This window comes from Pseudomonas sp. LS1212 (assembly GCF_024741815.1).
Classification (GTDB): domain Bacteria; phylum Pseudomonadota; class Gammaproteobacteria; order Pseudomonadales; family Pseudomonadaceae; genus Aquipseudomonas.
In genome coordinates, this window is record NZ_CP102951.1 from 4244618 (window position 1) to 4270128 (window position 25511).

Here is a 25511-nt window from a genome sequence, read left to right on the forward strand (position 1 = left end):
GGCGGAACGCGTCAATCACTTCCGACTCCTTTGAATAGTGATGGCCGTGGATGCAAAACAATCAGCGAAAAGTCCCTGGTGCCTTGAACAACAAGGGCCTGGAGCGCTCATGGCGGCGCTGCAGGCTGGTGCTGGTGAAAACTTGCGGGCGCTCTATCAGATAGCCCTGCGCGTAATCGACGCCGATTTCCAGCAGAGCCTGCTCTATCAGCGGTGTTTCCACGAACTCGGCGATGGTCTTCTTGCCCATCACATGACCAATGTGGTTGATGACCTCCACCATGGCCCGGTTGATCGGGTCATCGAGCATGTCCTTGACGAAGGTGCCGTCGATTTTCAGAAAGTCTACAGGCAAATGTTTCAGGTAGGCGAATGACGACATCCCGGCGCAAAAGTCATCCAGCGAGAATCGGCACCCCAGGCTTTTCAATTCATTGATGAACCGAATGGCATTGCCCAGATTGGCAATGGCACTGGTCTCGGTGATTTCGAAACAAATCAATTCAGGGGGGATATCGTGCTCGATGAATTGCTCGCGCAGGAACTCCAGGAACTTGTCATCACCGATACTGCTGCCAGACAGGTTGATCGCGCACATGGCCAGCGGGCCTTCATGCCCTTCGACCATGCACCGCCGGATGACCTTGAAGACATTCTGCACCACCCAGCTATCGAGCGCGCTCATCAAGCCATAGCGCTCGGCTGCCGGAATGAAGCTTTCGGGCAGAATCACCCTTCCTGCCTCATCATGCAGGCGCAACAGAATCTCGATATGCCCGCCCGGTTTGCCCTGAGCGCCCAACGCGGCGATCTCCTGGGCGTACAGGCAAAAACGGTTCTTCTCCAGGGCCATGTGCAGGCGCTGCACCCAAGCCATCTCGCCAAAACGCAGGGACAGCTCCGAGTCATCGGCGTGATAGACCTGAACCCGGTTGCGACCTTTCTCCTTGGCCATGTAGCAGGCCATGTCCGCGGCCCTGAGCGAAGCCTCCAGGCTGATCGGCGCCTGGGTGATGTGAACCAGGCCTACACTCACCGTGGTCACGAAAGGCCGGCCCTTCCAGACGAAATGCAGGTTCTGCACCGTCTGGCGCAAGCCCTCGCCGATCTTTTCCGCCACTTCCGGCGGACAGTTTTCCAGCAGGATACCGAACTCGTCGCCCCCCAGGCGCGCCAGGATATCGCCTTCGCGCAAGCCCGCCTGCAGCAACGTACAGATGTGTCGCAGCAATTCATCGCCGGCCGCATGGCCGCAGGTATCGTTGACCAGCTTGAACTGATCCAGATCCAGGAACATCAACGAATGGCGAACGGATTGCCGGCTTCCCGCCGAAAACGCCGACTCGAGCCGGTACTCGAACTCCCGCCGGTTGGCCAGGCCGGTCAGTGCATCGTGGGTCGCCTGCCAGGACAGATTGGCGATGTACTGACGCTCCTGGGTCATGTCATGCAACACCAGTACCGTACCGCTGACCTTGCCCTCGGCCTGGATCGGTGCGCCGACCAGGGTCACAGAAACCGTACTGCCGTCCAGGCGCTGAATCAGCTTGGCATGTTCGCTGCCACCTCGCAGCGTGCCGCTGAGGATATGCTCGATCAGGGTCAAGCTGTCTTTTTCGGCATTCTCATCAAGCAGATTGAACAGCGCCGCCAGCGGCAGGCCTTGCGCCTGCTCGGCATTCCAGTGGGTCAACTGCTCGGCAGCCGGGTTCATGTAGGCAATCAGGCCCTCGACGTCCGTGGTGATGACACCATCGCCGATGGACTGCAGGGTGATCTGCGCCCGCTCCTTTTCGACCTGCAGGGCAGTGGCGAATGCATGGCGTTGCACCAGCAGTTTATGAGAACGCAGCAACGCCAGAACAATCAGGAACAATGCCGTGACCAGATTGGTCGCCACCAGCATGCGCAACAGAAACCGCGACCCCTCGCCCAGGGCGTTGCTGAAGGCCATGGCGGCTGGCGTAACGCCCTCGTTGATGGAGGAAATCTGCTCTTTCCAGTGGCCTATCTGAGTGTCGCTGACCCCCCCTCGGGAAATGCCGTCGTACATTTGCCGGGCAACGCTGTCGAGTTCCTGCAAAAAGCCATCGCCCACGGCCCACAGTTCGATGGCCTTTTCCAGGTAACTGAAATGGCGGAAATTCAAGTACAACCAAATAACGCTGGCGACATCGTCCGGATGGTTGCCACCTTGCAGAATGCCTTTGCGGGCAGCGTCCAGGTCCGGTTCGGGCTTGTCCAGGGCAATGCGCAGGTCATGGCCGCCCTGCGGTACGAGCATGGCTTGCTGATACTTTCGAAAGACCGCTTCGTCGCGGCTGTCGGCATAGTGGCTCAGGTAATAAATCGCATCCTTCTGCCCTTTTGACCACAAGCTTTCGCCCGCCACATAGCCCCGCACCGCTGAAAGCGCGTAAAGGCTGATGCAACCCAACACAGCCTGAAATAGCACAACGGCGATAAATGGCCAGACAATGCCCAATAACCTTGGCGTTTCGAGAGTCCGTTTTTGCTTCATGAGGTCCCTTGCATCAGCAGCGCCAGACACAACCCAACCACCCTGCTCAGATTAGGTCAATTCCAGGTAGTGCAATGGTTTGAATTCTCATCCAACTATCGGCTAAATCTGTTGCAAATGACCATACAGCTTGGCGTAAAGACCACCGTCGGCAATCAATTGCTGATGATCACCGTCCTCGGCCACATGCCCGCCATCGAAAACCAGCACCCGGTCGGCCTGCTTAACGGCCGACAAGCGATGCGCGACGATCAGCGTGGTACGTTCACTCAGGAAGCGCGAAAGCGCCTCGTGCAGATTGTATTCAGTGGCAGCATCCAGCGCCGAGGTGGCCTCGTCGAGAATGACCACCTTGGGCTCGGCCAGCACCATGCGGGCAATCGCCAGACGCTGGCGCTGGCCGCCGGAAAGACGAACGCCGGAGCGCCCGACAATGCTGTCCAGGCCCTTGGGCAAGGTGGCGATGGTGGTATCGAGTTGTGCGATTTCCAATGCGCGCCAACAGGCTTCATCGGAGCAATCGCGGCCCATGGTCAGGTTGGCTCGTACGCTGTCGTTGAACAGCGAAGGATGTTGCAGCACCACCGCGACATTCTCACGCACGGTTTCCAGGCCGATTTCCTGCAGGGTCGAACCGCCAAAGCGGATGCTGCCTGACTGGGCGGTGTAGAGCCCCAGAAGCAATTGCACCAGGGTACTTTTGCCGCCGCCGCTGGCCCCCACCACTGCCACCTTCTCTCCCGGCGCAATCGACAGGTTCAACTGGTCGAGCACCAGCTCCTCGCCATAGCCAAAGCTCAAGCCACGCACTTCGATGCCCACGGTGTCGCGCCCCTTGAAGGGGTTCGCGCCGCCGGCGTACTGCGGCTCATCGGCGCGCGCCAGCAATTCGTTGATGCGGGTCAGCGCACCACCGGCGGCGTAAAAGGCGTATTGCAGGTTCAATAGCTGTTCCACCGGCCCGATCATGAACCACAGGTAGCTGAACACCGCGAGCATCTGACCGATCGACAAGTCGGAGAACAGCACCGTGAGCATGGCCGCCGCCCGGAAAATATCGATGCCGAACTGGAACAGCAGCCCACTGGCACGGCCTGACGCGTCGCTCTTCCACTGGGAGGCCACCGCATAGTCACGTACTTCCTGGGCGCGCAAGCCAAGCCTGCCGAGAAAGAAGCCCTGACGGTTGCCCGCCCGCACTTCCTGGATGGCGTCCAGGGTTTCGGTGAGGGCCTGGGTGAAACGGGAGGTGCTATCGTTTTCCAGCTTCTTCAGGTGCTTGACCCGCTTGCCCAGCTGCACCGTGGCAAAAATAACCAAGGGGTTGAACAGCAGGATCAGCAGGGCCAGCTGCCAGTGCATCCATATCAGAATGCCAGCCGTACCGGCCAGGGTGAGCATGGCCACCAGAAAACGGCTGAGGGTTTCGCCAACGAATTTATCCAGGGTGTCCAGGTCGGTGACCAGATGGGTGGTCACGGTGCCACTGCCCAGGCTTTCGTATTCGCTCAGGGAAATACGCTTGAGCCGCTCGATCAGGCGGATCCGCAAGCGATAGACCATGTCCTTGGCCAGCCCGGCAAACAGCCGCGCCTGCAAGACGTTGAAGACCAGCCCCGCGCCGCGCAGGGTCAAGGTCACCAGCAACATCAGCCCGATGTAGCCGGCCGCCACCTGCAAGTTGTCGGGCAGCAGCTGGTTCATCCACTTGAGTGCTGCATCGCCATGGCCGAGCAAGACTTCGTCGACCAGCAACGGCAACAGCAAGGGAATCGGTACGCTGCACAGCGCCGCCAGTACGGCCACGCCGTTGGCGATCCACAAGGCCTTTTTATGACGCAGGGCCAGCCGTCGAATTTCCGCCCAACTCAATCGATCCGTATGGGTCGATTCCTTGATCGGCGGGAGTTCGGGCGAGCCCGGCACGTCAAGCATAAGCGGCACGCTCCAGCCAACGGCCGAGCAGCGGGGCCAGTTCATCCAGTGGCTGGTAGCCATTGGTCAACAGGGCCAGTTGGCCGTTGCGTTCGGCCAGCAGGGTCGGGAACCCGGCAATGCCCAGGTCCTGCACCCAACTGAAATCGGCCGCGGTAGCGATCTGCTGTTCGGCGCTGTCGAAGGCTTCGGCGAATTCGATGCGTGGCAAACCTGCCGCTTCGGCCAGTTCCACCAGTACCGGCGCGCGGGTGACGTCACGACCTTGGGCATAAAAAGCGTGCTGGATGAGCCGGGCCAGCGGCCAGGCGCTGGCCGGGTCGAGGTTGCGTGCAGCGACCACCGCCCGGCAGGCCGGTTCGGTGTCATAGACGAAGCCTTCAGGCAACGCACCTTCGAACAGGAACGGCTGGCCCGTGGCGGCGTGCACCGCCTGCCAATGTTCGAGGATGTAGCGCCGGGTCGAAGGGTCCAGCGCCACGCTGGCGGTGCGCAGCCCGCCCATCACCAGGTGAACGTCTACGCCAGCGGCCTGCGCCTGCGTGATCAGGGCCTCGGCCACTGGCGCAAACCCCCAGCACCAGGAACACATCGGGTCCATCACATACAGCAGGCGAGCGGACATGGATCAGACCTCCGTGGCTTTCCGGTAATTATGGCCGATCGGGTGCGGCTGGTTGCGTGCCTTGGCCAGTTCGATCTGTTTTTGCCGGTCGATCGCACTGCGGCGAGTCTTTTCGCTCAGGCTGTCCCAGCAATGGGGGCAGCTGATGCCGGGCGAATAGTGCTCGGATTCACGCTCCTGCACACTGATCGGCGTGCGGCAGGCATGACATTGATCATAGTCGCCCTCGGTCAGGTCATGGCGCACGGTGACCCGGTTATCGAAGACGAAGCAGTCACCTTCCCAGCGGCTTTCTTCCTGCGGAACCTCTTCGAGGTACTTCAGAATGCCGCCCTTGAGGTGATAGACCTCCTCGAAACCCTCGCCGAGCATGTAGCTCGAAGCTTTTTCGCAGCGAATGCCGCCGGTGCAGAACATCGCGACTTTCTTGTGTCGGGCCGGGTCGAAATTGGCCTTGATGTACTCGGGAAATTCACGAAAGGTCGTGGTCTTTGGATCGATGGCGCCCTGGAAAGTGCCGATCGAAACCTCGTAGTCGTTACGGGTGTCGATCAACAGTACCTCAGGGTCGCTGATCAGCGCGTTCCAGTCCTGCGGTTCGACATAGGTGCCGACCTTGTGGTTCGGGTCAACGCCCTCCACGCCCAGGGTCACGATCTCTTTCTTGAGCTTGACCTTGGTCCGGTAGAAGGGTTGTTCGTCGCAGTAGGACTCTTTGTGATCCACGTCGAGCATGCGCGCATCGCGCTTGAGCCAGGCCAGCAGGCCATCGATGCCTTCGCGGGTACCGGAAACGGTGCCGTTGATGCCTTCTTCGGCCAGCAGCAACGTACCTTTGATCTCGTTGTCGAGCATCGCCTTGAGCAGGGGCTCGCGCAATGCAACGTAATCTTCGAGGGTGACGAACTTATACAGTGCCGCCACGACAATGCTTTGTGTCATGGGTATTTCTCCAGGTGGTCGCCCTCGCAAAGGGCGAACCGGATGCAAAAAAAAACGCGCCGACAGGCGGCGCGTTGCGGATTCTAACAAAAACCGGCCATCAGTGGTCAGTGTTTGCTGCCCCCGGCACAGGTCGGCGAAGCAGGCGCTGCGCCGATCTTTTCCCACTCCTCGGGGGTGTAGGTGTGCAGGGCCAGTGCATGGAACTGCCCCATCAGCTCACCGAGCGTGGCGTAGACTTTCTGGTGCCGCTTGACGCTGTTCAGGCCGGCGAACTGCTCGCTGACCAGCACTGCCTTGAAGTGGGTCTGCAGGCCGCGACTGTGCATGTGGCTCTCATCGAGAACCTGCAGGTGCTGCGGCTGCAAGGCGGCCAGCGCCTCTTCAATACGTTGTTGCATGGACATTTACGGCTCCGCTTACGGGTTCTTCGTCGCCGGAGCTGCGGCTTTGGCGGCTCCTGCCGGGTCCAGTTCCTTGGTCATGTCGGCCAGCAGCTTGTTGACCACAGGCACGGCGCTTTCCAGTTTTTTCTGGGTCAGCTGTGCGGATTGCTGGGTCACGACCGGCATTTTTTCCAGGACTTTCTTGCCCAGCGGCGACTGATAGAAGGCTACCAAGTCCTTGAGCTCTTTCTCGGTGAAGTTGGTGGTGTAGAGCTTGACCATGTCCGGCTTGAGCTTGTCCCAGCCAATGGCCTGGTCCAGCGCGGTGTTGGCCTTGGCCTGGTAGGTTTCCAGCATCGCTTTTTTCGACGCTGGGGCCTTGGTCTGCTCGAACCGCTGGGCGAACATTTGCTGGACTTGCATGTAGACCGGGGTGCCGAGCTGATCGGCATGCGCCATCTTCAGGAAGGCCTCGGCACTGGCATTGTGGCTGGTGGTATCGGCGAACACCTGGCCGCTGGCGCAGACCAGAGCAACTGCGGTGCAAATGGCACGAAGACGAGTCATCGGGATTCCTTTAATTGGCAGGCGAGGCTACACCTCTTGGTTGAACATTCTGCGCCCACTCAGGCGCCACGCTCAACCGGTTACGTAGGGTGGTTACCGTCAGATCATGGATCAATGGAACCGAAGTGTCGAATCAAGACCTAAACTGCGGAATCAGACCATAAAGGAGTGAGCGCAGCATGAGCCGTATCGAAACTGACAGCCTTGGTCAGGTAGAAGTTCCTGACCTGGCCTACTGGGGGGCACAGACTCAACGCTCCTTGATCAATTTTGCGATCGGTAAAGAGCGCATGCCGCTGGCAGTCCTGCACGCCCTGGCTCTGATCAAAAAAGCCGCCGCACGCGTCAACAACCGCAACGGAGACCTTCCGGCCGACATTGCCCGGCTCGTCGAACAGGCTGCCGACGAGGTGCTGGACGGCCAACATGACGATCAATTCCCGCTCGTCGTCTGGCAGACCGGCAGCGGCACCCAGAGCAACATGAACGTCAATGAAGTGATTGCCGGGCGCGCGAACGAATTGGCCGGCCAAGGCCGTGGCGGCAAGGTGCCAGTACACCCGAACGATCACGTCAATCGCTCGCAAAGCTCCAACGACTGCTTCCCCACGGCAATGCACATTGCTGCGGTCAAGGCTGTTCAGCAGCACTTGCTGCCCTCCATCGTCGAACTATCGTCGGGGCTGGCCGAGCTGGCAACGCGCCATCAGCATCTGGTCAAGACCGGTCGCACCCACATGATGGACGCTACGCCCATCACCTTCGGCCAGGAAATGTCTGCATTCGTGGCTCAGCTCGACTACGCCGAGCATGCCATTCGAAATGCCCTGCCGGCAGCCTGTGAGTTGGCCCAGGGCGGCACCGCCGTCGGCACCGGGCTCAATTCCCCGCATGGGTTCGCCGAAGCGATGGCCGCCGAGCTGGCCGCGCTTTCGGGGCTGCCGTTTGTCACCGCACCGAACAAATTTGCCGCGCTGGCCGGCCATGAGCCGTTGACTACCCTGTCCGGGGCCCTGAAAACCCTGGCCGTGACGCTGATGAAACTGGCCAACGATCTGCGCCTGCTCGGTTCCGGCCCGCGCGCCGGGCTCGCCGAAGTACGCTTGCCGGCCAACGAGCCGGGAAGTTCGATCATGCCCGGCAAGGTCAATCCGACCCAGTGCGAGGCCCTGTCGATGATTGCCTGCCAGGTGATGGGCAACGACGTTGCGGTCGGCTTTGCCGCCAGCCAGGGTCATCTGCAGCTCAATGTCTTCAAACCGGTGATCATTCATAACCTGTTGCAGTCGATCGAGCTGCTTGCCGATGGCTGCAGCAACTTCCAAACTCACTGCATCGCAGGTCTTGAACCCGACCCGGAGAAAATGGCCCGGCACCTGGAGCAGGGATTGATGCTGGTCACGGCATTGAATCCGCATATCGGCTACGACAAGGCCGCCGAAATCGCCAAGAAAGCCTATGCCGAAGGCAGCACGCTGCGTGAGGCGGCACTGGCGCTGGGTTACCTGACCGATGCCGAGTTCGACGCCTGGGTACGCCCGGAAAGCATGCTCGAGGCCGGCAAGAATGGCTGAGCGCAAAAGCGGCGCCACCCTGCTTGAAGGTGATGGCAAACGCATCCTGATGATTTTCGGCACCCCCAAAACCATCAGTCTCGGCCACGCCCTGGGTGAAGCCTACGCCCAGGGCGCGCGCGCGAAGACCAGGCCAACAAGCTGCTGCTGGGTCGCAGCGCCGACCTGCTGGTGACCATGGATACCTTGCCGCGTTATTTCCGCTGGATCTATGGCGCCCCGGCGCACAAGCAAATGATACGCACCACCCTGGGCTTTTGCGGGATCAAGACCCTGCACTTGCAGGAGTTCGCCCCGGCCCAGTCCTCCTCGGAGGAGCAGCGCCAGCGCTGGTTGCGTCAGACCGAAGAGTTGGGGCGACAGATCGGCGCTTAGTGCTGCCCTGCCATTCTCAGGCGCCGAGCGCGCCAGCCTGCCAGGATTGACGGCCCCAGGGCTGTCAATGCCGACCCCAGCACCACGATCACGGCACCGGCATAGCCCAGGCCGTTGATCTCTTCCTTGGGCACATATTCCGGCCAGATCCAGGCGGCCAGGGCTACGGCAACGAAGGTCACCAAAGGTGTAATCGCCAAGGTCGCACTGACACGCGAGGCCTCCCAATGGGCCAGCGCTTCAGCAAAGGCGCCGTAGGCCACCAGGGTATTGAGGCAGCAGGCCAGCAACAGCCAGCCTTGCACGGGGCTCAATTGCAGCGCCTCCATGGGCTGGGCCCAAGGCGTGAGGAGCAGCGCACAGAGCAGGTAGATCACCATCATCACCTGCACGGAATTCCATACCGTCAGCAGTTGCTTCTGGCCCATGGCATAGAAGGTCCAGACCGCTGCGGCCAACAGGGTAATGAGCACCCCGGCGGTGTACTGGCTCAGAGAAGTCAGCAACTCTTCCAGACGCTGGTTGAAAAACAATCCAAACCCCGTCAGCAGCACGGCCAGGCCGATGCCCTGCCCCAGACTGAAGCGCTCCTTGAAAATGAATACACTACCGATCAACAGCAGGATCGGCCCCATCTGGATGACCAGTTGCGCGGTACCCGGGCTCAGCAGTTGCAGCCCGAACAGATAGAACACGTAGTTGCCCACCAGGCCACCGACCGACAACAGTACAAGGGCGATACCGTTGCGGCCCAGCGACTTGAAACTGGGCAGGCGCTTGACCACGGCCAGGTACGCAAACAGCAGGCCGCCGGAGACCATCAGGCGATACCAGGTAACTGTCACCGGGTCCATCACCTGCAGGACCTGCTTCAACTTGACCGGCAGGATACCCCACAGGAAAGCCGTCAGCAGCGCCAGAAAAAGACTATAGACCCAACGTCCGGATGAAATGTGCATAGCCAGCCTCGACATCCCTGGACGGGACAAAGCTCGATTCTAAGCGGTGTTCGATTTTTCACACAGGGACAGTTGTGCACCGGATTGGGCTGCAAGTGTTTCGTTGGGTTCGAAATCCTGCGACCGCTTCGCGCTCGAGCGCAGCCTGCGGCAGCGGCTTGTATCTCGACTAACGCCTCTCCGGAGGCGATACACGGTGGTGCGCCGAAACACGGTCGGTGTAGCCGCTGCCGCAGGCTGCGCTCGAGTGCGCAGCACTCGCAAAATCATCAGAGAACGGCTTCGAACAACCCGGCAGCCCCCATCCCGCCACCCACGCACATGGTCACCACGCCATAACGCAGGTTACGCCGCTGCAGCTCCCGCACCAGATGCCCGACCTGACGCGAACCGGTCATGCCGAACGTATGCGCCTCCATCCGCCAGAGCGGCTTTCAGCGGGACTTCTTGTCGGCCTTGAACGCCGCCTCCAGGGCTTCATTGATGGTGCGCAACACCTTGACCCGCGCCCAGCGCTTGTCATTGGCTTCGACCAGGGTCCAGGGAGCGATCTCGGTGCTGGTGCGATCGACCATGTCGCCGACGGCATCGCGGTACTGGCCCCATTTCTCGCGATTGCGCCAGTCGTCCTCGGTGATCTTGAAGCGCTTGAAGGAAATCTGTTCACGCTCCTTGAACCGTTCGAGCTGGGTCTGCTCGTCGATGGCCAGCCAGAATTTCACCACCACGATTCCGGCGTCGCACAACTGTTCCTCGAAATCGTTGATCTCGCCATAGGCACGCAACCAGTCGGCCGGGGCGCAGAAGCCTTCGACCCGTTCCACCAGCACCCGGCCGTACCAGGAACGGTCGAAAACGGTGAATTTGCCGCGTGCCGGGATGTGTCGCCAAAATCGCCAAAGATAGGGCTGGGCACGTTCGTCTTCGCTCGGTGCGGCGATGGGCACGATGCTGTACTGACGCGGATCGAGGGCGGCGGCGACACGGCGAATGGCGCCGCCCTTGCCGGCGGCATCGTTGCCCTCGAAAACCGCCACCAGGGCATGCCTGCGCATCCGTTTATCGCGTAGCAAGCCAGCCAGGCGGGCCTGCTCGGTAATCAACTGCTCCTGGTAATCCTCCTTGTCCAGGCGCCGACTCAAATCCAGGCTATCGATGACGTTACGATGATCGATGCTTTCGCCCAACGGGGCGATGTGGGGGTTGTGCCTCGTTTGCGGCGGGGCCTGGAGCGCCGCCTGCATGGCATCGAGCAAAATTTGCCCGACCGCCAGGCTACGGTAATGCGGGTCCACCCCCTCGATCACATGCCAGGGCGCGTACTCGCGACTGGTGCGGCGCAACACGCGCTCGCCAAAACGCACGAAGCGGTCGTAGGTCTGCGATTGCTGCCAATCCAGCGGGCTGATGCGCCAGCTGTGCAGCGGGTCATCCTGCAGGGCCTTGAGCCGCGCTTTCATCTGCTTCTTGGACAAGTGAAACCAGAACTTGATAATCAGTGCGCCTTCGTCGCAGAGCATCTGCTCCAGGCGCTCGGCGCCGCTGATGGCCTGATCCAGCACCGCGTCCTTGAACTGGCCATGGACCCGCCCCTGCAGCATCTGGCTGTACCAGTTGCCGAACAGTATGCCCATGCGGCCCTTGGCCGGTAATTGCCGCCAGTAGCGCCAAGCCGGTGGCCGCGCCAGTTCTTCATCGGTCTGCTGGTCGAAGGTGCGGACCTCGATCAGGCGTGGGTCCATCCACTCGTTGAGCAGTTTGACCGTGTCGCCCTTGCCCGCGCCCTCAATCCCATTGATCAGGATGATCACCGGAAAACGGGCTTGCTGCTTGAGCTCGTATTGAGCCTCGAGCAATGCCTCGCGCAAGGCCGGGACTTGCGCTTCGTAGGTTTCCTTGTCAATCGCGTGGCCGATCTCGGCGGATTCAAACATACCGGGCTCCCTTCATGGAACATCCAAGATTAGCGGATCATCGCAGCCGCTGTTCGAAGAACACCGACAACCCTGCCTCGGAGCAAACAGCCCCCGGACGATGAGCTAGAATGCGCGTCTTGCTGCTGCCGAGCCGAACATGACCACAGTACCCTCCCCTCCAGCGTCCCATGCCCAGATCGACTGGGATGACCAAGGTCGCCCGCGCTCGCGGGCCTTTGATGACGTCTACTTCTCCGATGAGTCTGCACTCGATGAAACCCGCCACGTGTTCATCGAGCAAAACAATCTGCAGCGCCGTTTCAGCGAGCTTCCCGCCGACGGGCGCCTGGTGATCGGCGAAACCGGGTTTGGCACCGGCCTGAATTTTCTCTGTGCCTGGCAACTGTTTGCCGCTTGCGCAACGCAGGGCGCGCGGCTGCACTTCATCAGCGTGGAAAAATACCCGCTGAACCCCACCGACCTGAAAAGAGCGCTGGCACTGTGGCCTCGGCTGGCCCCGTTTGCCGAGCCATTGCTCAAGCAGTATGTGGCCGTGCATGGCGGGTTTCAGCGCTTTGTCTTCGACCAGGGCCGGGTGACGTTGACCCTGCTGATCGGCGATGCGCTGGAGCAATTGCCGCAACTCGACGGGCAGGTCGATGCCTGGTTTCTCGATGGCTTCGCACCGTCGAAAAACCCGGAAATGTGGACCCCGGAACTGTTTGCGCAACTGGCTCGCCTGTCCGCACCGGGTACCACCCTTGGCACCTTCACCAGCACCGGCTGGGTACGGCGTGCGCTGAAGGCCGCCGGTTTTACCATGAAGCGCATTCCGGGCATCGGCCATAAATGGGAAATTCTGCGCGGTGTTTTTGGCGCCTGGCCTGAAGAGACGCCGTTGCCGCTGGCTCCTGCCCCCTGGTTCGCCCGCCCGAAAACCCCGCTCACTGAGCGCCATGCCCTGGTGATCGGCGCGGGCCTGGCCGGCTGTGCCACGGCCAACAGCCTGGCCCTGCGCGGCTGGCAGGTGAGCCTGCTGGAGCGCCACGGGCAACCTGCCGAGGAAGCCTCGGGCAATCCTCAAGGCGTGCTCTACCTGAAACTGTCGGCCCATGGCACGGCCCTGTCGCAGTTGATCCTCAGTGGTTTCGGGCACACCCGGCGATTGCTCGAGCAACTGCAACGCGGTACCGACTGGGACAGCTGCGGCGTCCTGCAACTGGCCTTCGACGACAAGGAAGCCCAGCGCCAGGCACAGCTGGCCGGGGCATTCGCCAGTGATCTGTTGCAGGTGCTGGCGCGCCCTGAGGCCGAGGCCGTGGCCGGCATCGGCCTGGGCAGTGGCGGGCTGTACTTTCCCGAAGGCGGCTGGGTCCATCCGCCGGCTCTGTGTCGCTGGCAAGCTCAGCATCCCAACATCCGGCTGCTGCCCCATCACGCCGTGCTGCAGTTGCGTCGAGCCCAGGGGCAATGGCAAGCCTGGGATGGCGAACGGTTGCTGGCCAGCGCCCCGGTGGCCATCCTCGCGGGGGCGGCGGATGTCCGTCAGTTCGACGTCGCCGCCGACTTGCCGCTCAAGCGCATCCGTGGCCAGATCACCCGCCTGGCCCGGACCGAACAGAGCCAGGCGCTGCGCACCGTGGTCTGTGCCGAAGGCTATGTCGCCCCGGCCCGGGAGGGCGAACACACCCTCGGCGCCAGCTTTGACTTCCACAGTGATGACCTGACGCCAACCGCTGCCGAACACGCCGGCAACCTGCAACTGCTGCAGGAGATATCCACAGACCTCGCCAGCCGCCTGCAGGTCGAGCAGCTCGCGCCGGAGCAACTCCAGGGCCGCGCCGCCTTCCGCTGCACCAGCCCCGACTACCTGCCCATCGTTGGCCCGCTGGCCGACAGCCAGGCATTCCGTGCGGCCTACGCGGTGCTGGCCAAGGATGCCCGCCAGGTCCCCGACCACGCTTGCCCGTGGCTCGACGGCCTGTATGTCAACAGCGGCCATGGCTCGCGAGGCCTGATCACCGCGCCCCTGTCCGGCGAACTCATTGCCGCCTGGCTGGAAAACGAACCGCTGCCGGTTCCACGCAGCGTGGCCGAAGCCTGTCATCCCAATCGCTTCGCCCTGCGCACGCTGATTCGCGGCCAACACAAGCGAGGCTGAAACCGGCGGTCTATAGTTGCCTCTGGCGCACGACGCTCGCTGTTGCATAATCGAGTGTCGGCGTCTTTTTGATAGGAGCGCAGCCATGTTGATCCGGCAACTTTTCTACAGTCAGAGCAGCACCTACAGCTACCTGCTGGCAGACCAGGGCCAGGCAGTGCTGATCGACCCGGTCAGAGACCAGCTCGACGATTACCTGACCCTGCTGCGCGAGCTTGAGCTGCAGTTATTGATGGCCATCGACAGCCATACCCATGCCGATCACATCACCGCCCTGGGCCTGTTGCGCGAGCGCACCGGCTGCGCCACCGGTTTTGGCGAACCGAACCTGGCAAGCTGTGCCAGCTTCACTTTTCATGATGGGCAGGAACTGCGTTTCGGTCAGCGCACGCTCACCGCCTGGTATACACCGGGGCATACCGACGACTCCTATTGCTTCGTCCTGGCACCCGAGGGCCAGGAGCCCGCGTGCCTGTTCAGCGGGGACACCCTGTTGATCCGTGGCACGGGTCGCACCGACTTCCAGAATGGCGATGCCCATGCCCAGTGGGCCAGCCTGCAGTGCCTGTTGAGCCTGCCCGACTCGACCCTGGTATACCCGGCCCACGATTACAAAGGCTGGACCTGTTCGAGCATCGGCGAAGAGCGTCGCCACAACCCTCGCCTGCAGGTAGCCGATGCGGACGAATATGCGCAACTGATGGCCAACCTCAAACTGGCCGAACCGCAACTGATGAACATCGCCGTACCGGCCAATCGAGCCTGCGGCAAGATTTGAAGGCATGTTCCCCGCTTATATGGCCATTCGCGGTCGGTGTAGCCGCTGCCGCCAGGCTGCGCTCGGCCGCGCTCGGCCGCGCAGCGGTCGCAAGATGCTGAATCCGGTTCTCTCGTTCCACGCTCCGCGTAGGAACGAGGGTAGAATCGCGTAATCATTTACGAGATACCCCGATGCTGATCCCCTACGACCAACTGGAAGCCGACACCCTCACCCGCCTGATCGAGGACTTCGTTACCCGGGACGGCACCGACAACGGCGATGAAACGCCCCTGGAAACCCGCGTACAGCGCGTGCGCCATGCACTGACCAAGGCCCAGGCTTTCATCGTGTTCGATCCGGACAGCCAGCAATGCCAGCTGATGCTCAAACACGACATCCCCAAAGAGCTGTTCGACTGAACCGGCACGCTCAGCGGACCTGGGCCTGTCGGGTCAGGTAATCGGTAATGCGCCGGTGGATTTCTGCGCGGTGCACTTCAATATGACGAGGGGCAGTGACGCCCAGGCGGACAACGTTATCGTTTACGGCGAGGACCTTTACCGTGACCTCATCATCGATGACGATCGACTCGCCGACTTCACGGGTTAATACCAACATGGCTCGGATCCTTGAGGAGAAAGGACTCCGAGACTGCCCGCTGAATGACCAGCCTTCAATGTCTCAATAGATAATTAGACATGCCCTACAGGTGGTAGCGACTTTACCTACAGCCATTGCCTGCAATAGAGCTACGCTTCAGGCGTTTTGAAAGCGAGGGCCCAGCAAGATCACGGTAGCGCCCACCACGCACAGCAGCGCGCCCACCCAGTCCGAACCCAGCGGCCTAGCACGTTCCACCAGCGCCAGCCAGCCCAGCGATGCGACGATATAAATACCACCATAGGCCGCATAGGCCCGTCCGGCGTAGGCCGCCTCGACCCGGGTCAAGACCAGCGCAAAACAGGTGAGGCTGAGCAGTGCAGGGACAATCCACCAGGCACTCTTGCCCAGCCGCAGCCAGAGGTAGAAGGCATAGCAGCCGGCGATCTCGAAGATCGCCGCCAGGAAAAACCACAGGTAATTGAGCACGCCAGATTCTCGCCGGTATTCAGGTGTTCCGCGCGGCTCGCTGAGCCATCCGCAAAAACGCAAGAATACCCGATTCAAGCCGTCAGCCCTGGGTTTGCCGAGCCTTGACGCGCATTTTTTCAGCCATCGCCGTCATCTCGTCATAGAGCAATTGCGGGTTCTTCTGCTTGAGCGCCCAAGCCTGGCGTCCCTGCTCATGGGGCAGGATCATGAACTCGCCTTCAGCCACGTGCCGGTAGATGTAGTCAGCAATGTCGCTGGCACTGATGGGCGAACTTTCCAGCAACTTGCCGACCTGAGCCTTCATGGCCGGCGTCGGGCCACGGAAAGAGTCCAGAAGGTTGGTCTGGAAGAATGACGGGCACACGACATGCACGCCGATTTCCTGCTGGCCCAATTCGATCAACAGGCTCTCGGACAGCGCCACCACGCCGGCCTTGGCGACGTTGTAGTTGCTCATTGCCGGCCCTTGCATCAGGGCTGCCATCGAGGCGATGTTGATGATCTTGCCTTTGCTCTTCTCCAGCAATGGCAGGAAGGCCTTGCACCCCTTGACCACGCCCATCAAGTTGATCGCAATCTGCCAATCCCAGTCTTCCAGGGACAGTTCATTGAAGAACCCACCGGAGGCGACACCGGCGTTGTTGACGATGACATCGATACCGCCGAGCTTTTCGTCGCAGGCCTGGGCAAAGGCCGTCAACTGGCTGTAGTCGCGCACGTCGCAACGCTGGATGAAGCCATCGCCGCCGGCCTCGCGTACCAGCCTGAGGGTTTCCACAAGCCCTGGTTCGCTAACGTCGGAAAGCGCCAGCTGCCAGCCTTCGCGGGCCCAGCGCAGTGCGATTTCACGGCCCAGGCCGGACCCTGCGCCGGTGATCATCATGCGATTTTGCATAGGAAGATGCCTTGTTGTTCTGGGGAATATGCCTTGCAGTGTAACGAAGGAAACCCAGGCTCCCACGTACCATCAGAACGCTGAATGCCCCAGGCAAACCGGGGCCTCACCTGTGTGGAACACAGCGGCAAACAATCAACAGAAGTTGGGGCTACGGGCCATCCGGAATTATCGGTACCGTCTTGATCATTCTTTTGATCCTCTTGCTGCTGGGCTACATATAAAGCTTCAAGTACAAAAAAAGGCAACCTCGCGGCTGCCTTTTTCATGTTGTAGTTGAACCACTGCGTACTTGAGATCCTGCGCCCGCGTTGCGGGCCAGCGCAGCCTGCGGCAGCGGCTACATTGATGGTGTGAGGCGAACTCTTGTAGCCGCTGCCGCAGGCTGCGCTGAGGGCCGCAGGACCTCCGGCAGCAACTACAAGGTTTTTCAGTGGGAGACAGCCCCACTGGCGCCAAGACCGGTCTGCGAACGCACGAACTGCGGGTAGAACAGCGCACGTTCATTGTCAGCCGCTTTGGACTTGTCGGTGATGGAGAAGAACCAGATACCGACAAAAGCGATCGCCATCGAGAACAGCGCCGGGTACTCGTACGGGTAAATGGCTTTCTCGTGACCGAGGATCTGCACCCAGATGGTCGGGCCGAGCACCATCAATGCCACCGCACTGACCAGGCCCATCCAGCCGCCGATCATTGCGCCGCGAGTGGTCAACTTTTTCCAGTACATCGAGAGCAGCAGGACCGGGAAGTTGCAGCTGGCAGCAATGGAGAACGCCAGGCCAACCATGAACGCGATGTTCTGCTTCTCGAACAGGATGCCCAGGCCGATCGCCAGCACTGCCAGAGCAATGGTGGTGATCTTCGAGACACGGATCTCGTCCTTTTCGTTGGCCTTGCCTTTCTTGATCACGCTGGCATACAGGTCGTGCGACACCGCCGAGGCACCGGCCAGGGTCAGGCCGGCAACCACCGCCAGGATGGTGGCGAAGGCCACTGCCGAGATGAAGCCCAGGAAGATACTGCCGCCCACCGCGTTGGCCAGGTGCACCGCTGCCATGTTGTTGCCGCCCAACAGGGCGCCTGCGGCGTCCTTGAAGGCCGGGTTGGTGCTGACCAGCAGGATCGCGCCGAAGCCGATGATGAAGGTCAGGATGTAGAAGTAGCCGATGAAGCCGGTTGCGTACAGCACGCTCTTGCGCGCTTCCTTGGCATCGCTCACGGTGAAGAAGCGCATCAGGATGTGCGGCAGGCCAGCGGTACCGAACATCAGTGCCAGCCCCAGCGAGAACGCAGATATCGGGTCCTTGACCAGGCCACCCGGGCTCATGATCGCTTCGCCTTTGGCGTGAACCTTGATTGCTTCGGAGAACAGGGCGTTGAAGTCGAAGTTGACGTGTTTCATCACCATCAGCGCCATGAAGCTGGCACCGGACAGCAACAGCACCGCCTTGATGATCTGTACCCAGGTGGTTGCCAGCATGCCGCCGAACAGCACGTAGAGGCACATCAGAATACCGACCAGGACGACCGCCACGCTGTAGTCCAGGCCGAACAGCAGCTGGATCAGCTTGCCGGCACCGACCATCTGCGCGATCAGGTAGAACGCCACCACCACCAGCGAGCCCGAGGCCGACAGGGTGCGGATTTCTTTCTGTTTCAGGCGATAGGAGGCGACGTCGGCAAAGGTGTATTTGCCCAGGTTGCGCAAGCGTTCGGCGATCAGGAACAGAATGATCGGCCAGCCCACCAGAAAACCGATCGAGTAGATCAGGCCGTCATAGCCGGAGGTGAACACCAGGGCGGAAATCCCCAGGAAAGACGCGGCGGACATATAGTCACCGGCGATTGCCAGACCGTTCTGGAAGCCCGTGATGCGGCCGCCTGCGGCGTAGTAGTCGGACGCCGAATTGTTGCGTTTCGAAGCCCAGTAGGTGATGCACAGGGTTGCTCCGACAAACGCGACAAACATCAGGATTGCCGAGACGTTCAGAGGTTGTTTTGCCACCGCGCCGGTCAAGGCATCGGCGGCCCACACTGCCGGCGCGAAGGCCGCAATGCCAAGGGTTGTCAGTAAACGCCGGATCATTGCCGAGCCTCCTTCAGAATCGCATTGTTCAGATCATCGAACTCGCCGTTGGCACGACGTACATAGATCGAGGTCAGGATGAAGGCGGAAACAATCAGGCCGACGCCCAATGGAATACCCCAGGTGATGGAAGATTCCGGACTGATTTTGGCACCGAGAATATGCGGCCCGTATGCGATCAACAGGATGAAGCCGGAGTAAAGCCCGAGCATGATCGCCGAGAGTATCCAGGCGAACCGTTCCCTCTTTTGCACCAGCTCCTTGAAGCGCGGGCTGTTTTGAATCGAAAGGTAAATGCTGTCGTTCATTGTTTTTGTCCTCGCAGCACAGATTTAAGAAGAACGTAGTCCACTTTATGCTGCTCAAGGCCGTACTCCAGACGACCTTAGTATTAGATCGCCGCAGTTGATGACAAAAACACGACACGCATGGGGAGCGGTTTTACACCGCAGGCAAACCAGGAAAATAAAAAGGGCCGCCTGGCTTGTTCAGCGAGGCGACCCTGGAACAGGCCAAATAGAGGCCCTAAGCCATTAGTTGACCCACTGCGCTACACGCTCCGGGTGTTTGGCTACCCACTCCTTGGCGGCGGCATCGGGCTTGGCGCCCTCCTGGATGGCGAGCATGACTTCGCCGATTTCATCCTTGGACTGCCAGGAAAAATTCTTCAGGAAAGTCGCAACTTCCGGTGCTTTCTTCTCCAGCTGCTGGCTACCGATGCTGTTGACGGTCTCGGCAGCGCCGTAAACGCCTTTCGGGTCTTCAAGGAAACGCAGCTTCCACTTGGCAAACATCCAATGCGGTACCCAACCGGTCACGGCAATGGATTGTTGCTTGTCATAGGCCCGGCCCAGCTCGGCGGTCATTGCCGCACCGGAACTGGCTTGCAGCTTGTAGCCGGTCAAGTCGTAATCCTTGATCACCTGATCGGTCTTGAGCATCACGCCGGAGCCGGCGTCGATACCGACGATCTTCTGCTTGAACGTGTCATCGGTCTTGAGGTCGGCAAGGGTTTGCGCCTTGACGTACTCCGGCACGATCAGACCGATCTTGGCGTCCTTGAAGTTGGGACCGTAGTCGACGACTTTGTCCTTGTTCTTGGCGTAGTAATCGCCGTGGGTCACTGGCAACCAGGCCGAGAGCATGGCGTCGAGCTTGCCGGTGGCCACGCCCTGCCACATGATCCCGGTCGCGACCGGCATCAGTTTGACGTCGTAGCCGAGTTTTTGCTTGATCACTTCTGCGGCCACGTGGGTGGTCGCTACGCTGTCGGACCAGCCATCGACATAGCCGATGCTCAAAGCGGGTTTCGTTTCGGCCTGGGCCAGGGTGGAGCCGATTGCAAGTGCCAGAGCGGCACCCGCCCCTATGAGTCGTCGCATTTTCATCGTTACTTCCCCGAAAGTGCTGCGCCCGACGAATGCCGGGCATCGCCACGTATTATTTTCCTGCACGACGCCCCCATCACGCCAAACTGCCAGGACTGCCCGATCACCAGCGGAGTACTGATGGCAGGAATCATCAACCTCGGATGCGCTTTATCCTGCTCTGGTAGCGACCTCGAAACATCGAGAAACGACAGCACTTAGCCAGCAACGCCAATGAGGCGCTGCGTGACACGAAGGTACGCCCGGACTTTGCATGCCAATGCTCAAGCACAGGGAAATTGCAGGTACTATTGGCGGCTTTGTTCCCTGACGGCCTGACCATGTCCTCGACCGCCCGCTTTCCCGTCCTGCCCTATCTGATTGCCTGCCTGATCGGCCTGCTTGCCCTTGGTGCGCTCTGGTACGGCCTTGGCAAGCCGGTGGTGTTGCCGGACGTGGCCAGCGCTTCGCACAAACTGCAATGCGCTTCCTACACCCCGTTCGACAAAGACCAGTCACCCTTCGACAAACCGCTGCAGTTGCGGCCCGAGCGCATGGATGCCGACCTGGCCTTGCTGGCCACGCGCTTCGAGTGTATTCGCACCTATTCGATGACAGGGCTGGAAAGCATTCCGGCGCTGGCGCGCAAGCATGGCCTGAAGGTGATGCTGGGGGCCTGGGTCAATGGCAATCCGATCGACAACGCCAAGGAAGTCGACGCCCTGATCGCCTCGGCCAACGTCAATGCGGACGTGGTCAAGGCCGTGATCGTTGGTAACGAGACCCTGTTGCGCAAGGAAATCACCGGCACGCAGCTGACCCGGCTGATCGAGAAGGTCAAAAGCCAGGTCAAGCAACCGGTCACCTACGCCGATGTCTGGGAGTTCTGGCTGCAGTACCCCGAAGTGGCGCCGGCAGTGGACTTCCTGACCATCCACTTGCTGCCCTACTGGGAAGACGACCCCAAAAGCATCGAGGATGCGTTGGCCCATGTCGGTGAAATTCGCCAGGTATTCGGCAACCGCTTTGCCCCCAAGGATATCGTCATAGGCGAAACCGGCTGGCCGAGCGAAGGCCGCCAGCGCGAAACCGCCTTGCCCAGTCCGGTCAATGAGGCAAAGTTCATTCGCGGTTTCGTGGTCATGGCCGAGAAGCATGGTTGGCACTACAACTTGATCGAAGCCTTCGACCAGCCCTGGAAGCGCGCCAGCGAAGGTGCGGTCGGGGGTTACTGGGGGTTGTTCGATGCCGATCGGCAAGACAAGGGCGTGCTTGAAGGCCCGGTCTCGAACCTGCCCTTGTGGCCGCAATGGCTGGGCATCAGCGGGCTGTTACTCCTCGCCACCCTGCTGTTCGCCGGCCCCGTGCGCGGCACCCGCGCGGCGTTGCTGTTGCCGCTGCTGGCAGCGGTCGGCGCTGGCAGTATCGGCCTGTGGGGTGAACTGACGCGGGTCACCAGCCGTTTTGCCGGTGAATGGCTGTGGGCGGTGTTGCTGGTGGGCTTGAATCTGCTGGTACTGGCCCATGGCGCGCTGGCCCTGAGCATGCGCAAGGGCTGGCGCGGGCGGGCTTTCGCCTGGCTTGAGGCACGCGCGGGCTGGTGGCTGGCGGCAGCCGGTTTCGCCGGGGCGGTGATGATGCTTGCGCTGGTCTTCGACCCCCGCTACCGCAGCTTCCCCAGCGCGGCCCTGCTGCTGCCGGCGCTGGTCTACCTGCTGCGCCCGGTGCGGGTACCGCGCGCGGAAGTGGCCTTGCTGACGTTCATCATCGGTGCGGGCATCGCGCCGCAGCTGTACCGTGAGGGGTTGCTCAACCAGCAGGCGTGGGTCTGGGCGGGGGTGAGCATTATGATGGTGGCTGCGTTGTGGCGGGGTTTGCGGGTGCGTTGAGGGCAGGTCTGGCCCTATCGCGGGCAAGCCCGCTCCCACAGGGTTATCAGGCAGTGTATATACCCTGTGGGAGCTGGCTTGCCAGCGATGACAAATTCAAGGACACATCCAGACCAACTGATTCAAAGGCCAACCCCCATTCACAGCTGTAGCCTTCCTGAATTAATCAATATCAGGAGGGCAATGGATTGTCCGATTCTCCCAGCTCACATCGACTTCGTACCGGACGAGTCTCCGAACCCGGCCGAATCTACCTGCTCACCACTGTCGTGCTCCACTACCAGCCAGTTTTTGCCGATTGGCAAGTGGGGCGACTGGTGATCAGAGAGTTCAGGCGAGCCCACCAAGAGGGGAGCGGCATCATCACTGGCATGGGTCGTGATGCCGGACCACTTCCACTGGCTGGTTGAGTTGCAGAACGATTCTCTGACGGACTTGATGCGTAAAACCAAATCTCGAGGCACGCGGGCGATAAATCGAGCATGTGGTCGACAAGGCCGCTTGTGGCAACAGGGCTTTCATGACCGGGCATTACGTCGCGATGAGGATCTGCAGGCCATGGCACGCTACGTTGTAGCGAACCCGCTGCGAGCCGGGTTGGTCGATTGGGGACTATCCGCTTTGGGATGCTGTTTGGCTTTAGATCTCTGGTGGATTCATCGCTGGCAAGCCAGCTCCCACAAGGTTTGAGGTTGCCCACATAATTGTGGGCAACCCGGCCCACCGTGGGAGCTGGCTTGCCAGCGATAGGGCCCGGCCAGACAGCCATGCTCACCCCCGCTGCACCCGCACCAACCGCAGCCCGGCAATCACCACCGCGAACACCGCCAGGCTCGCGCTGTACAGCACCAGCGCCGGGATGCCGAACAGCACCGCCAGCAGCGCCAACCGCCAGCCCTTCGGCCCTGGTACAAAAAACGCGATCAGCGCCGCAGCCAGCGCCGCCAGGGCGATCAGCCGAAAATGAATCAACAGGCCCAACCCCGAACGCACTTGGCATTCCCAGCGCACGGCCTGGTCAGCGCAAATTCCGAGCCACTGGGCGTCCTCCATCAGCGCATAGCGCAAGCCGTAACTGGCAGCCAGCCAAAGTGGCAGGACGATGAGCAACACAAGCAGCGGCAAACGGCGGGACATGGAGCACTCCAGAAAGCGAAATCGGTGCCCAGCATAAAGGCCAGCGCCTCGGATGCAAGGCAAAAGCGGCATACTCGGCTACTTTGCTAGAAGGGGTATGGCCGGTACCGTCGCCGGATACGTGTTCTGAGCGATTGCTGTTTGGATGACAAATGACGAGAAGCCAGGCAACTTGCCAATAGTGCGGTTGTCCTAGCCTGCGTATCAACTCTGCATTTTCCTTTTCAGGGACAAAGACATGCTCCGATCATTGCGCTTCGTTGCCTTGTTTGGCGGCCTAATCCTGAGTGCGTCTGCGCTGGCGGTGGATGTCGATCCGGCCACCTACGGTTACCCGCTGACCAACCCGTTCGAAGCCACGATCGCTTCCACGCCGCCAGACCTTCGCCCGCAGCTGCCGGTCGATGAAGACATCGACCAGGCCGACCATGAGCTCAACCTGCGTCCAGAACGCAGCTTCACCCTGCCGGACAACTTCTGGGCCGTGAAAAAGCTGCATTATCGCCTGGCCAAACAGGACAAGGCCGCCCCGCTGATCTTCCTGATTGCCGGCACCGGCGCGCCTTACCACAGCAGCCTTAACGAATACCTCAAGAAGCTGTACTACAAGGCCGGCTACCATGTGGTGCAGTTGTCCTCGCCGACCAGCTACGACTTCATGAGCTCGGCCTCACGCTTTGCCACCCCCGGGGTGACCAAGGACGATGCCGAAGACCTGTATCGGGTCATGCAGGCCGTGCGCGCCCAGCATCCAGACCTGCCGATCAGCGAGTTTTACCTCACCGGTTACAGCCTTGGCGCGCTGGATGCGGCCTTTGTCGCCCATCTGGATGAAACCCGCCGCAGCTTCAACTTCAAGCGGGTGTTGCTGCTCAACCCGCCGGTCAACCTCTACACCTCGATTACCAACCTGGACAAGCTGGTGCAGACCCAGGTCAAGGGCATCGACAGCACCACCACCTTCTACGAGTTGGTACTGGGCAAGCTGACCCGCTACTTCCAGCAAAAAGGCTACATGGACCTCAACGACGCCCTGCTCTATGACTTCCAGCAATCGCGCCAGCACCTGTCCAATGAGCAGATGGCGATGCTGATTGGCACATCGTTCCGCTTCTCGGCAGCAGACATCGCCTTCACCTCCGACCTGATCAACCGCCGTGGCCTGATCACGCCACCCGAGTACCCGATCAGCGAAGGTACCAGCCTCACGCCGTTCCTCAAGCGCGCCCTGCAGTGCGACTTCGATTGCTACATCACAGAGCAGCTCATCCCCATGTGGCGCGCCCGCACCGATGGCGGCAGCCTGTTGCAGCTGATCGACCAGATCAGCCTCTATGCGCTGAAGGACTACCTCAAGACCAGCACCAAGATTGCCGTGATGCACAACGCCGACGACGTGATTCTCGGCCCGGGCGACCTCGGTTTCCTGCGCAGCACGTTCGGCGATCGCCTGACCGTTTACCCCCATGGCGGGCACTGCGGCAACATCAATTACCGCGTCAACAGCGACGCCATGCTGGAGTTCTTCCGTGGTTAGAAAACTTCTCTTCATTGGGGCGCTGTCGTGCGCAGGGATGGCCAATGCCGCAGAGGCCACACCCCCTCCGGCCATCGTCATCGAGCCCGACGGTTTCACCCTGCCGCTCAAGCAACTGTCGTTCAATCCGGGGCTGGATCAACGCGAGTTCGAACGCTCGACCCTCAATGCCCTGAACATCTACGATCCGCTGGAGTCCTGGAACCGCCGGGTCTATCACTTCAACTACCGCTTCGACCAATGGGTTTTCCTGCCCATGGTCAATGGCTATCGCTACATCACGCCCAGCATCTTGCGCACTGGCGTGAGCAACTTCTTCTACAACCTCGGCGACATCCCCAACCTGCTCAACAGTCTGTTCCAGCTCAAGGGCAAGCGTTCGATGGAAATCACCGCCCGACTCTTGCTCAACACCACCGTCGGCATCGCCGGGCTGTGGGACCCAGCCACCAAAATGGGCATTCAGCGCCAGAGCGAGGACTTTGGCCAGACCCTGGGCTTTTACGGCGTGCCCAGCGGCCCTTACCTGATGCTGCCGGTGCTGGGCCCCTCCAACATCCGCGACACCGGTGGCCTGCTGTTCGACTTCACCGCCGAATCGCAGATCAACTTCCTCAACGTCGCCGAAGTCAGTGGCAACCATCCGGAACTGCTGTTGTTGCGCGCCATCGACAAACGCCACACCACCAACTTCCGTTACGGGCAGATGAACTCGCCGTTCGAATACGAGAAGGTTCGTTATGTGTATACCGAAGCGCGCAAGTTGCAGATTGCTGAATAAGCC

Annotated in this window: 22 protein-coding genes and 4 pseudogenes; 10 read left to right on the forward strand and 16 right to left on the reverse strand. The window is 60.7% G+C overall.

Going from position 1 to position 25511, the window contains the following annotated elements:
* Positions 1-61: 61 nt before the first annotated feature.
* From NVV94_RS19735 to NVV94_RS19760, 6 genes are all read right to left on the reverse strand, one after another.
* Entirely contained in the window at positions 62-2521 is a 2460-nt protein-coding gene (locus tag NVV94_RS19735) for an EAL domain-containing protein (RefSeq protein ID WP_258444058.1), read from the reverse strand.
* A 102-nt stretch (positions 2522-2623) separates the two neighbouring features.
* Positions 2624-4456, reverse strand: coding sequence for an ABC transporter ATP-binding protein (locus tag NVV94_RS19740; protein ID WP_258444059.1), 1833 nt, complete (start codon positions 4454-4456; stop codon positions 2624-2626).
* Positions 4449-5048: a DsbA family protein gene (locus tag NVV94_RS19745; RefSeq protein WP_258447757.1), complete on the reverse strand. Its 600-nt coding sequence runs from the start codon at positions 5046-5048 to the stop codon at positions 4449-4451. Before NVV94_RS19745 ends, NVV94_RS19740 begins: the two co-directional genes overlap by 8 nt.
* Positions 5049-5084: 36 nt before the next feature.
* Entirely contained in the window at positions 5085-6023 is a 939-nt protein-coding gene (locus NVV94_RS19750; protein WP_258444060.1) for a rhodanese-related sulfurtransferase, read from the reverse strand.
* Positions 6024-6130: 107 nt separating this feature from the next.
* A complete protein-coding gene (locus NVV94_RS19755) occupies positions 6131-6430 on the reverse strand; it encodes a BolA family transcriptional regulator (protein WP_258444061.1) in 300 nt (99 codons plus the stop codon).
* 12 nt (positions 6431-6442) lie between these two features.
* Positions 6443-6976: a DUF2059 domain-containing protein gene (locus NVV94_RS19760; RefSeq protein WP_258444062.1), complete on the reverse strand. Its 534-nt coding sequence runs from the start codon at positions 6974-6976 to the stop codon at positions 6443-6445.
* Between the two features lie 179 nt (positions 6977-7155).
* Here NVV94_RS19760 and NVV94_RS19765 point away from each other — a divergent pair, with 179 nt between their 5' ends.
* A complete protein-coding gene (locus tag NVV94_RS19765) occupies positions 7156-8550 on the forward strand; it encodes a class II fumarate hydratase (RefSeq protein ID WP_258444063.1) in 1395 nt (464 codons plus the stop codon).
* Positions 8543-8925 (forward strand): annotated as a pseudogene (locus NVV94_RS19770) (hypothetical protein). The gene NVV94_RS19765 and the pseudogene NVV94_RS19770 overlap by 8 nt, the downstream one beginning before the upstream one ends.
* Here NVV94_RS19770 and NVV94_RS19775 read toward each other — a convergent pair.
* The 3 genes and pseudogenes from NVV94_RS19775 to pap form a co-directional block, all read right to left on the reverse strand.
* A complete protein-coding gene (locus NVV94_RS19775) occupies positions 8922-9884 on the reverse strand; it encodes a DMT family transporter (protein ID WP_258444064.1) in 963 nt (320 codons plus the stop codon). The pseudogene NVV94_RS19770 and the gene NVV94_RS19775 sit on opposite strands and share 4 nt — an antisense overlap.
* A gap of 269 nt (positions 9885-10153) precedes the next feature.
* Positions 10154-10294 (reverse strand): annotated as a pseudogene (locus NVV94_RS19780) (acetyl-CoA C-acyltransferase); the annotation flags it as partial.
* A gap of 24 nt (positions 10295-10318) precedes the next feature.
* Positions 10319-11818: a polyphosphate:AMP phosphotransferase gene (gene pap / locus NVV94_RS19785; RefSeq protein ID WP_258444065.1), complete on the reverse strand. Its 1500-nt coding sequence runs from the start codon at positions 11816-11818 to the stop codon at positions 10319-10321.
* Positions 11819-11957: 139 nt separating this feature from the next.
* Between pap and mnmC the strand changes: the two genes are divergently transcribed.
* The 3 genes from mnmC (at position 11958) to NVV94_RS19800 (ending at position 15140) form a co-directional block, all read left to right on the forward strand.
* Entirely contained in the window at positions 11958-13961 is a 2004-nt protein-coding gene (gene mnmC, locus NVV94_RS19790; protein ID WP_258444066.1) for a bifunctional tRNA (5-methylaminomethyl-2-thiouridine)(34)-methyltransferase MnmD/FAD-dependent 5-carboxymethylaminomethyl-2-thiouridine(34) oxidoreductase MnmC, read from the forward strand.
* 85 nt (positions 13962-14046) lie between these two features.
* A complete protein-coding gene (locus NVV94_RS19795; protein WP_258444067.1) occupies positions 14047-14739 on the forward strand; it encodes an MBL fold metallo-hydrolase in 693 nt (230 codons plus the stop codon).
* A 173-nt stretch (positions 14740-14912) separates the two neighbouring features.
* Complete coding sequence (locus tag NVV94_RS19800; protein ID WP_258444068.1) at positions 14913-15140, forward strand: YheU family protein; 228 nt, start codon at positions 14913-14915, stop codon at positions 15138-15140.
* A 10-nt stretch (positions 15141-15150) separates the two neighbouring features.
* On the opposite strand, the gene csrA is transcribed toward NVV94_RS19800, so the two are convergent.
* From csrA to NVV94_RS19815, 3 genes are all read right to left on the reverse strand, one after another.
* Entirely contained in the window at positions 15151-15339 is a 189-nt protein-coding gene (gene csrA / locus NVV94_RS19805; RefSeq protein WP_258444069.1) for a carbon storage regulator CsrA, read from the reverse strand.
* A gap of 138 nt (positions 15340-15477) precedes the next feature.
* A complete protein-coding gene (locus tag NVV94_RS19810; protein ID WP_258444070.1) occupies positions 15478-15810 on the reverse strand; it encodes a YnfA family protein in 333 nt (110 codons plus the stop codon).
* Positions 15811-15892: 82 nt separating this feature from the next.
* On the reverse strand, positions 15893-16708 hold the full coding sequence (locus NVV94_RS19815) for an SDR family oxidoreductase (RefSeq protein WP_258444071.1): 816 nt from the start codon (positions 16706-16708) through the stop codon (positions 15893-15895).
* Between the two features lie 137 nt (positions 16709-16845).
* Between NVV94_RS19815 and NVV94_RS19820 the strand changes: the two are divergent.
* A pseudogene (locus NVV94_RS19820) lies at positions 16846-16932 on the forward strand (DUF3309 family protein); the annotation flags it as partial.
* Positions 16933-17138: 206 nt separating this feature from the next.
* Here the strand turns inward: NVV94_RS19820 and NVV94_RS19825 are convergent.
* The 3 genes from NVV94_RS19825 to NVV94_RS19835 form a co-directional block, all read right to left on the reverse strand.
* Positions 17139-18797 carry a cation acetate symporter gene (locus NVV94_RS19825; RefSeq protein ID WP_258444072.1) on the reverse strand — a complete coding sequence of 553 codons (1659 nt, stop codon included), beginning with the start codon at positions 18795-18797 and terminating at the stop codon, positions 17139-17141.
* Positions 18794-19105 carry a DUF485 domain-containing protein gene (locus NVV94_RS19830; RefSeq protein WP_258444073.1) on the reverse strand — a complete coding sequence of 104 codons (312 nt, stop codon included), beginning with the start codon at positions 19103-19105 and terminating at the stop codon, positions 18794-18796. Before NVV94_RS19830 ends, NVV94_RS19825 begins: the two co-directional genes overlap by 4 nt.
* Positions 19106-19330: 225 nt before the next feature.
* Positions 19331-20185: a glycine betaine ABC transporter substrate-binding protein gene (locus NVV94_RS19835; RefSeq protein ID WP_258444074.1), complete on the reverse strand. Its 855-nt coding sequence runs from the start codon at positions 20183-20185 to the stop codon at positions 19331-19333.
* Between the two features lie 320 nt (positions 20186-20505).
* Between NVV94_RS19835 and NVV94_RS19840 the strand changes: the two genes are divergently transcribed.
* Both NVV94_RS19840 and NVV94_RS19845 read left to right on the forward strand, forming a co-directional pair.
* On the forward strand, positions 20506-22053 hold the full coding sequence (locus NVV94_RS19840) for a beta (1-6) glucans synthase (protein ID WP_258444075.1): 1548 nt from the start codon (positions 20506-20508) through the stop codon (positions 22051-22053).
* Between the two features lie 188 nt (positions 22054-22241).
* Positions 22242-22696, forward strand: a pseudogene (locus tag NVV94_RS19845) (REP-associated tyrosine transposase).
* 128 nt (positions 22697-22824) lie between these two features.
* Here the strand turns inward: NVV94_RS19845 and NVV94_RS19850 are convergent.
* Positions 22825-23190, reverse strand: coding sequence for a hypothetical protein (locus NVV94_RS19850; protein ID WP_258444076.1), 366 nt, complete (start codon positions 23188-23190; stop codon positions 22825-22827).
* 238 nt (positions 23191-23428) lie between these two features.
* Between NVV94_RS19850 and NVV94_RS19855 the strand changes: the two genes are divergently transcribed.
* Positions 23429-24727 carry a serine/threonine protein kinase gene (locus tag NVV94_RS19855; protein WP_258444077.1) on the forward strand — a complete coding sequence of 433 codons (1299 nt, stop codon included), beginning with the start codon at positions 23429-23431 and terminating at the stop codon, positions 24725-24727.
* 37 nt (positions 24728-24764) lie between these two features.
* A complete protein-coding gene (locus NVV94_RS19860) occupies positions 24765-25508 on the forward strand; it encodes a VacJ family lipoprotein (RefSeq protein ID WP_408733518.1) in 744 nt (247 codons plus the stop codon).
* Positions 25509-25511: the final 3 nt, after the last annotated feature.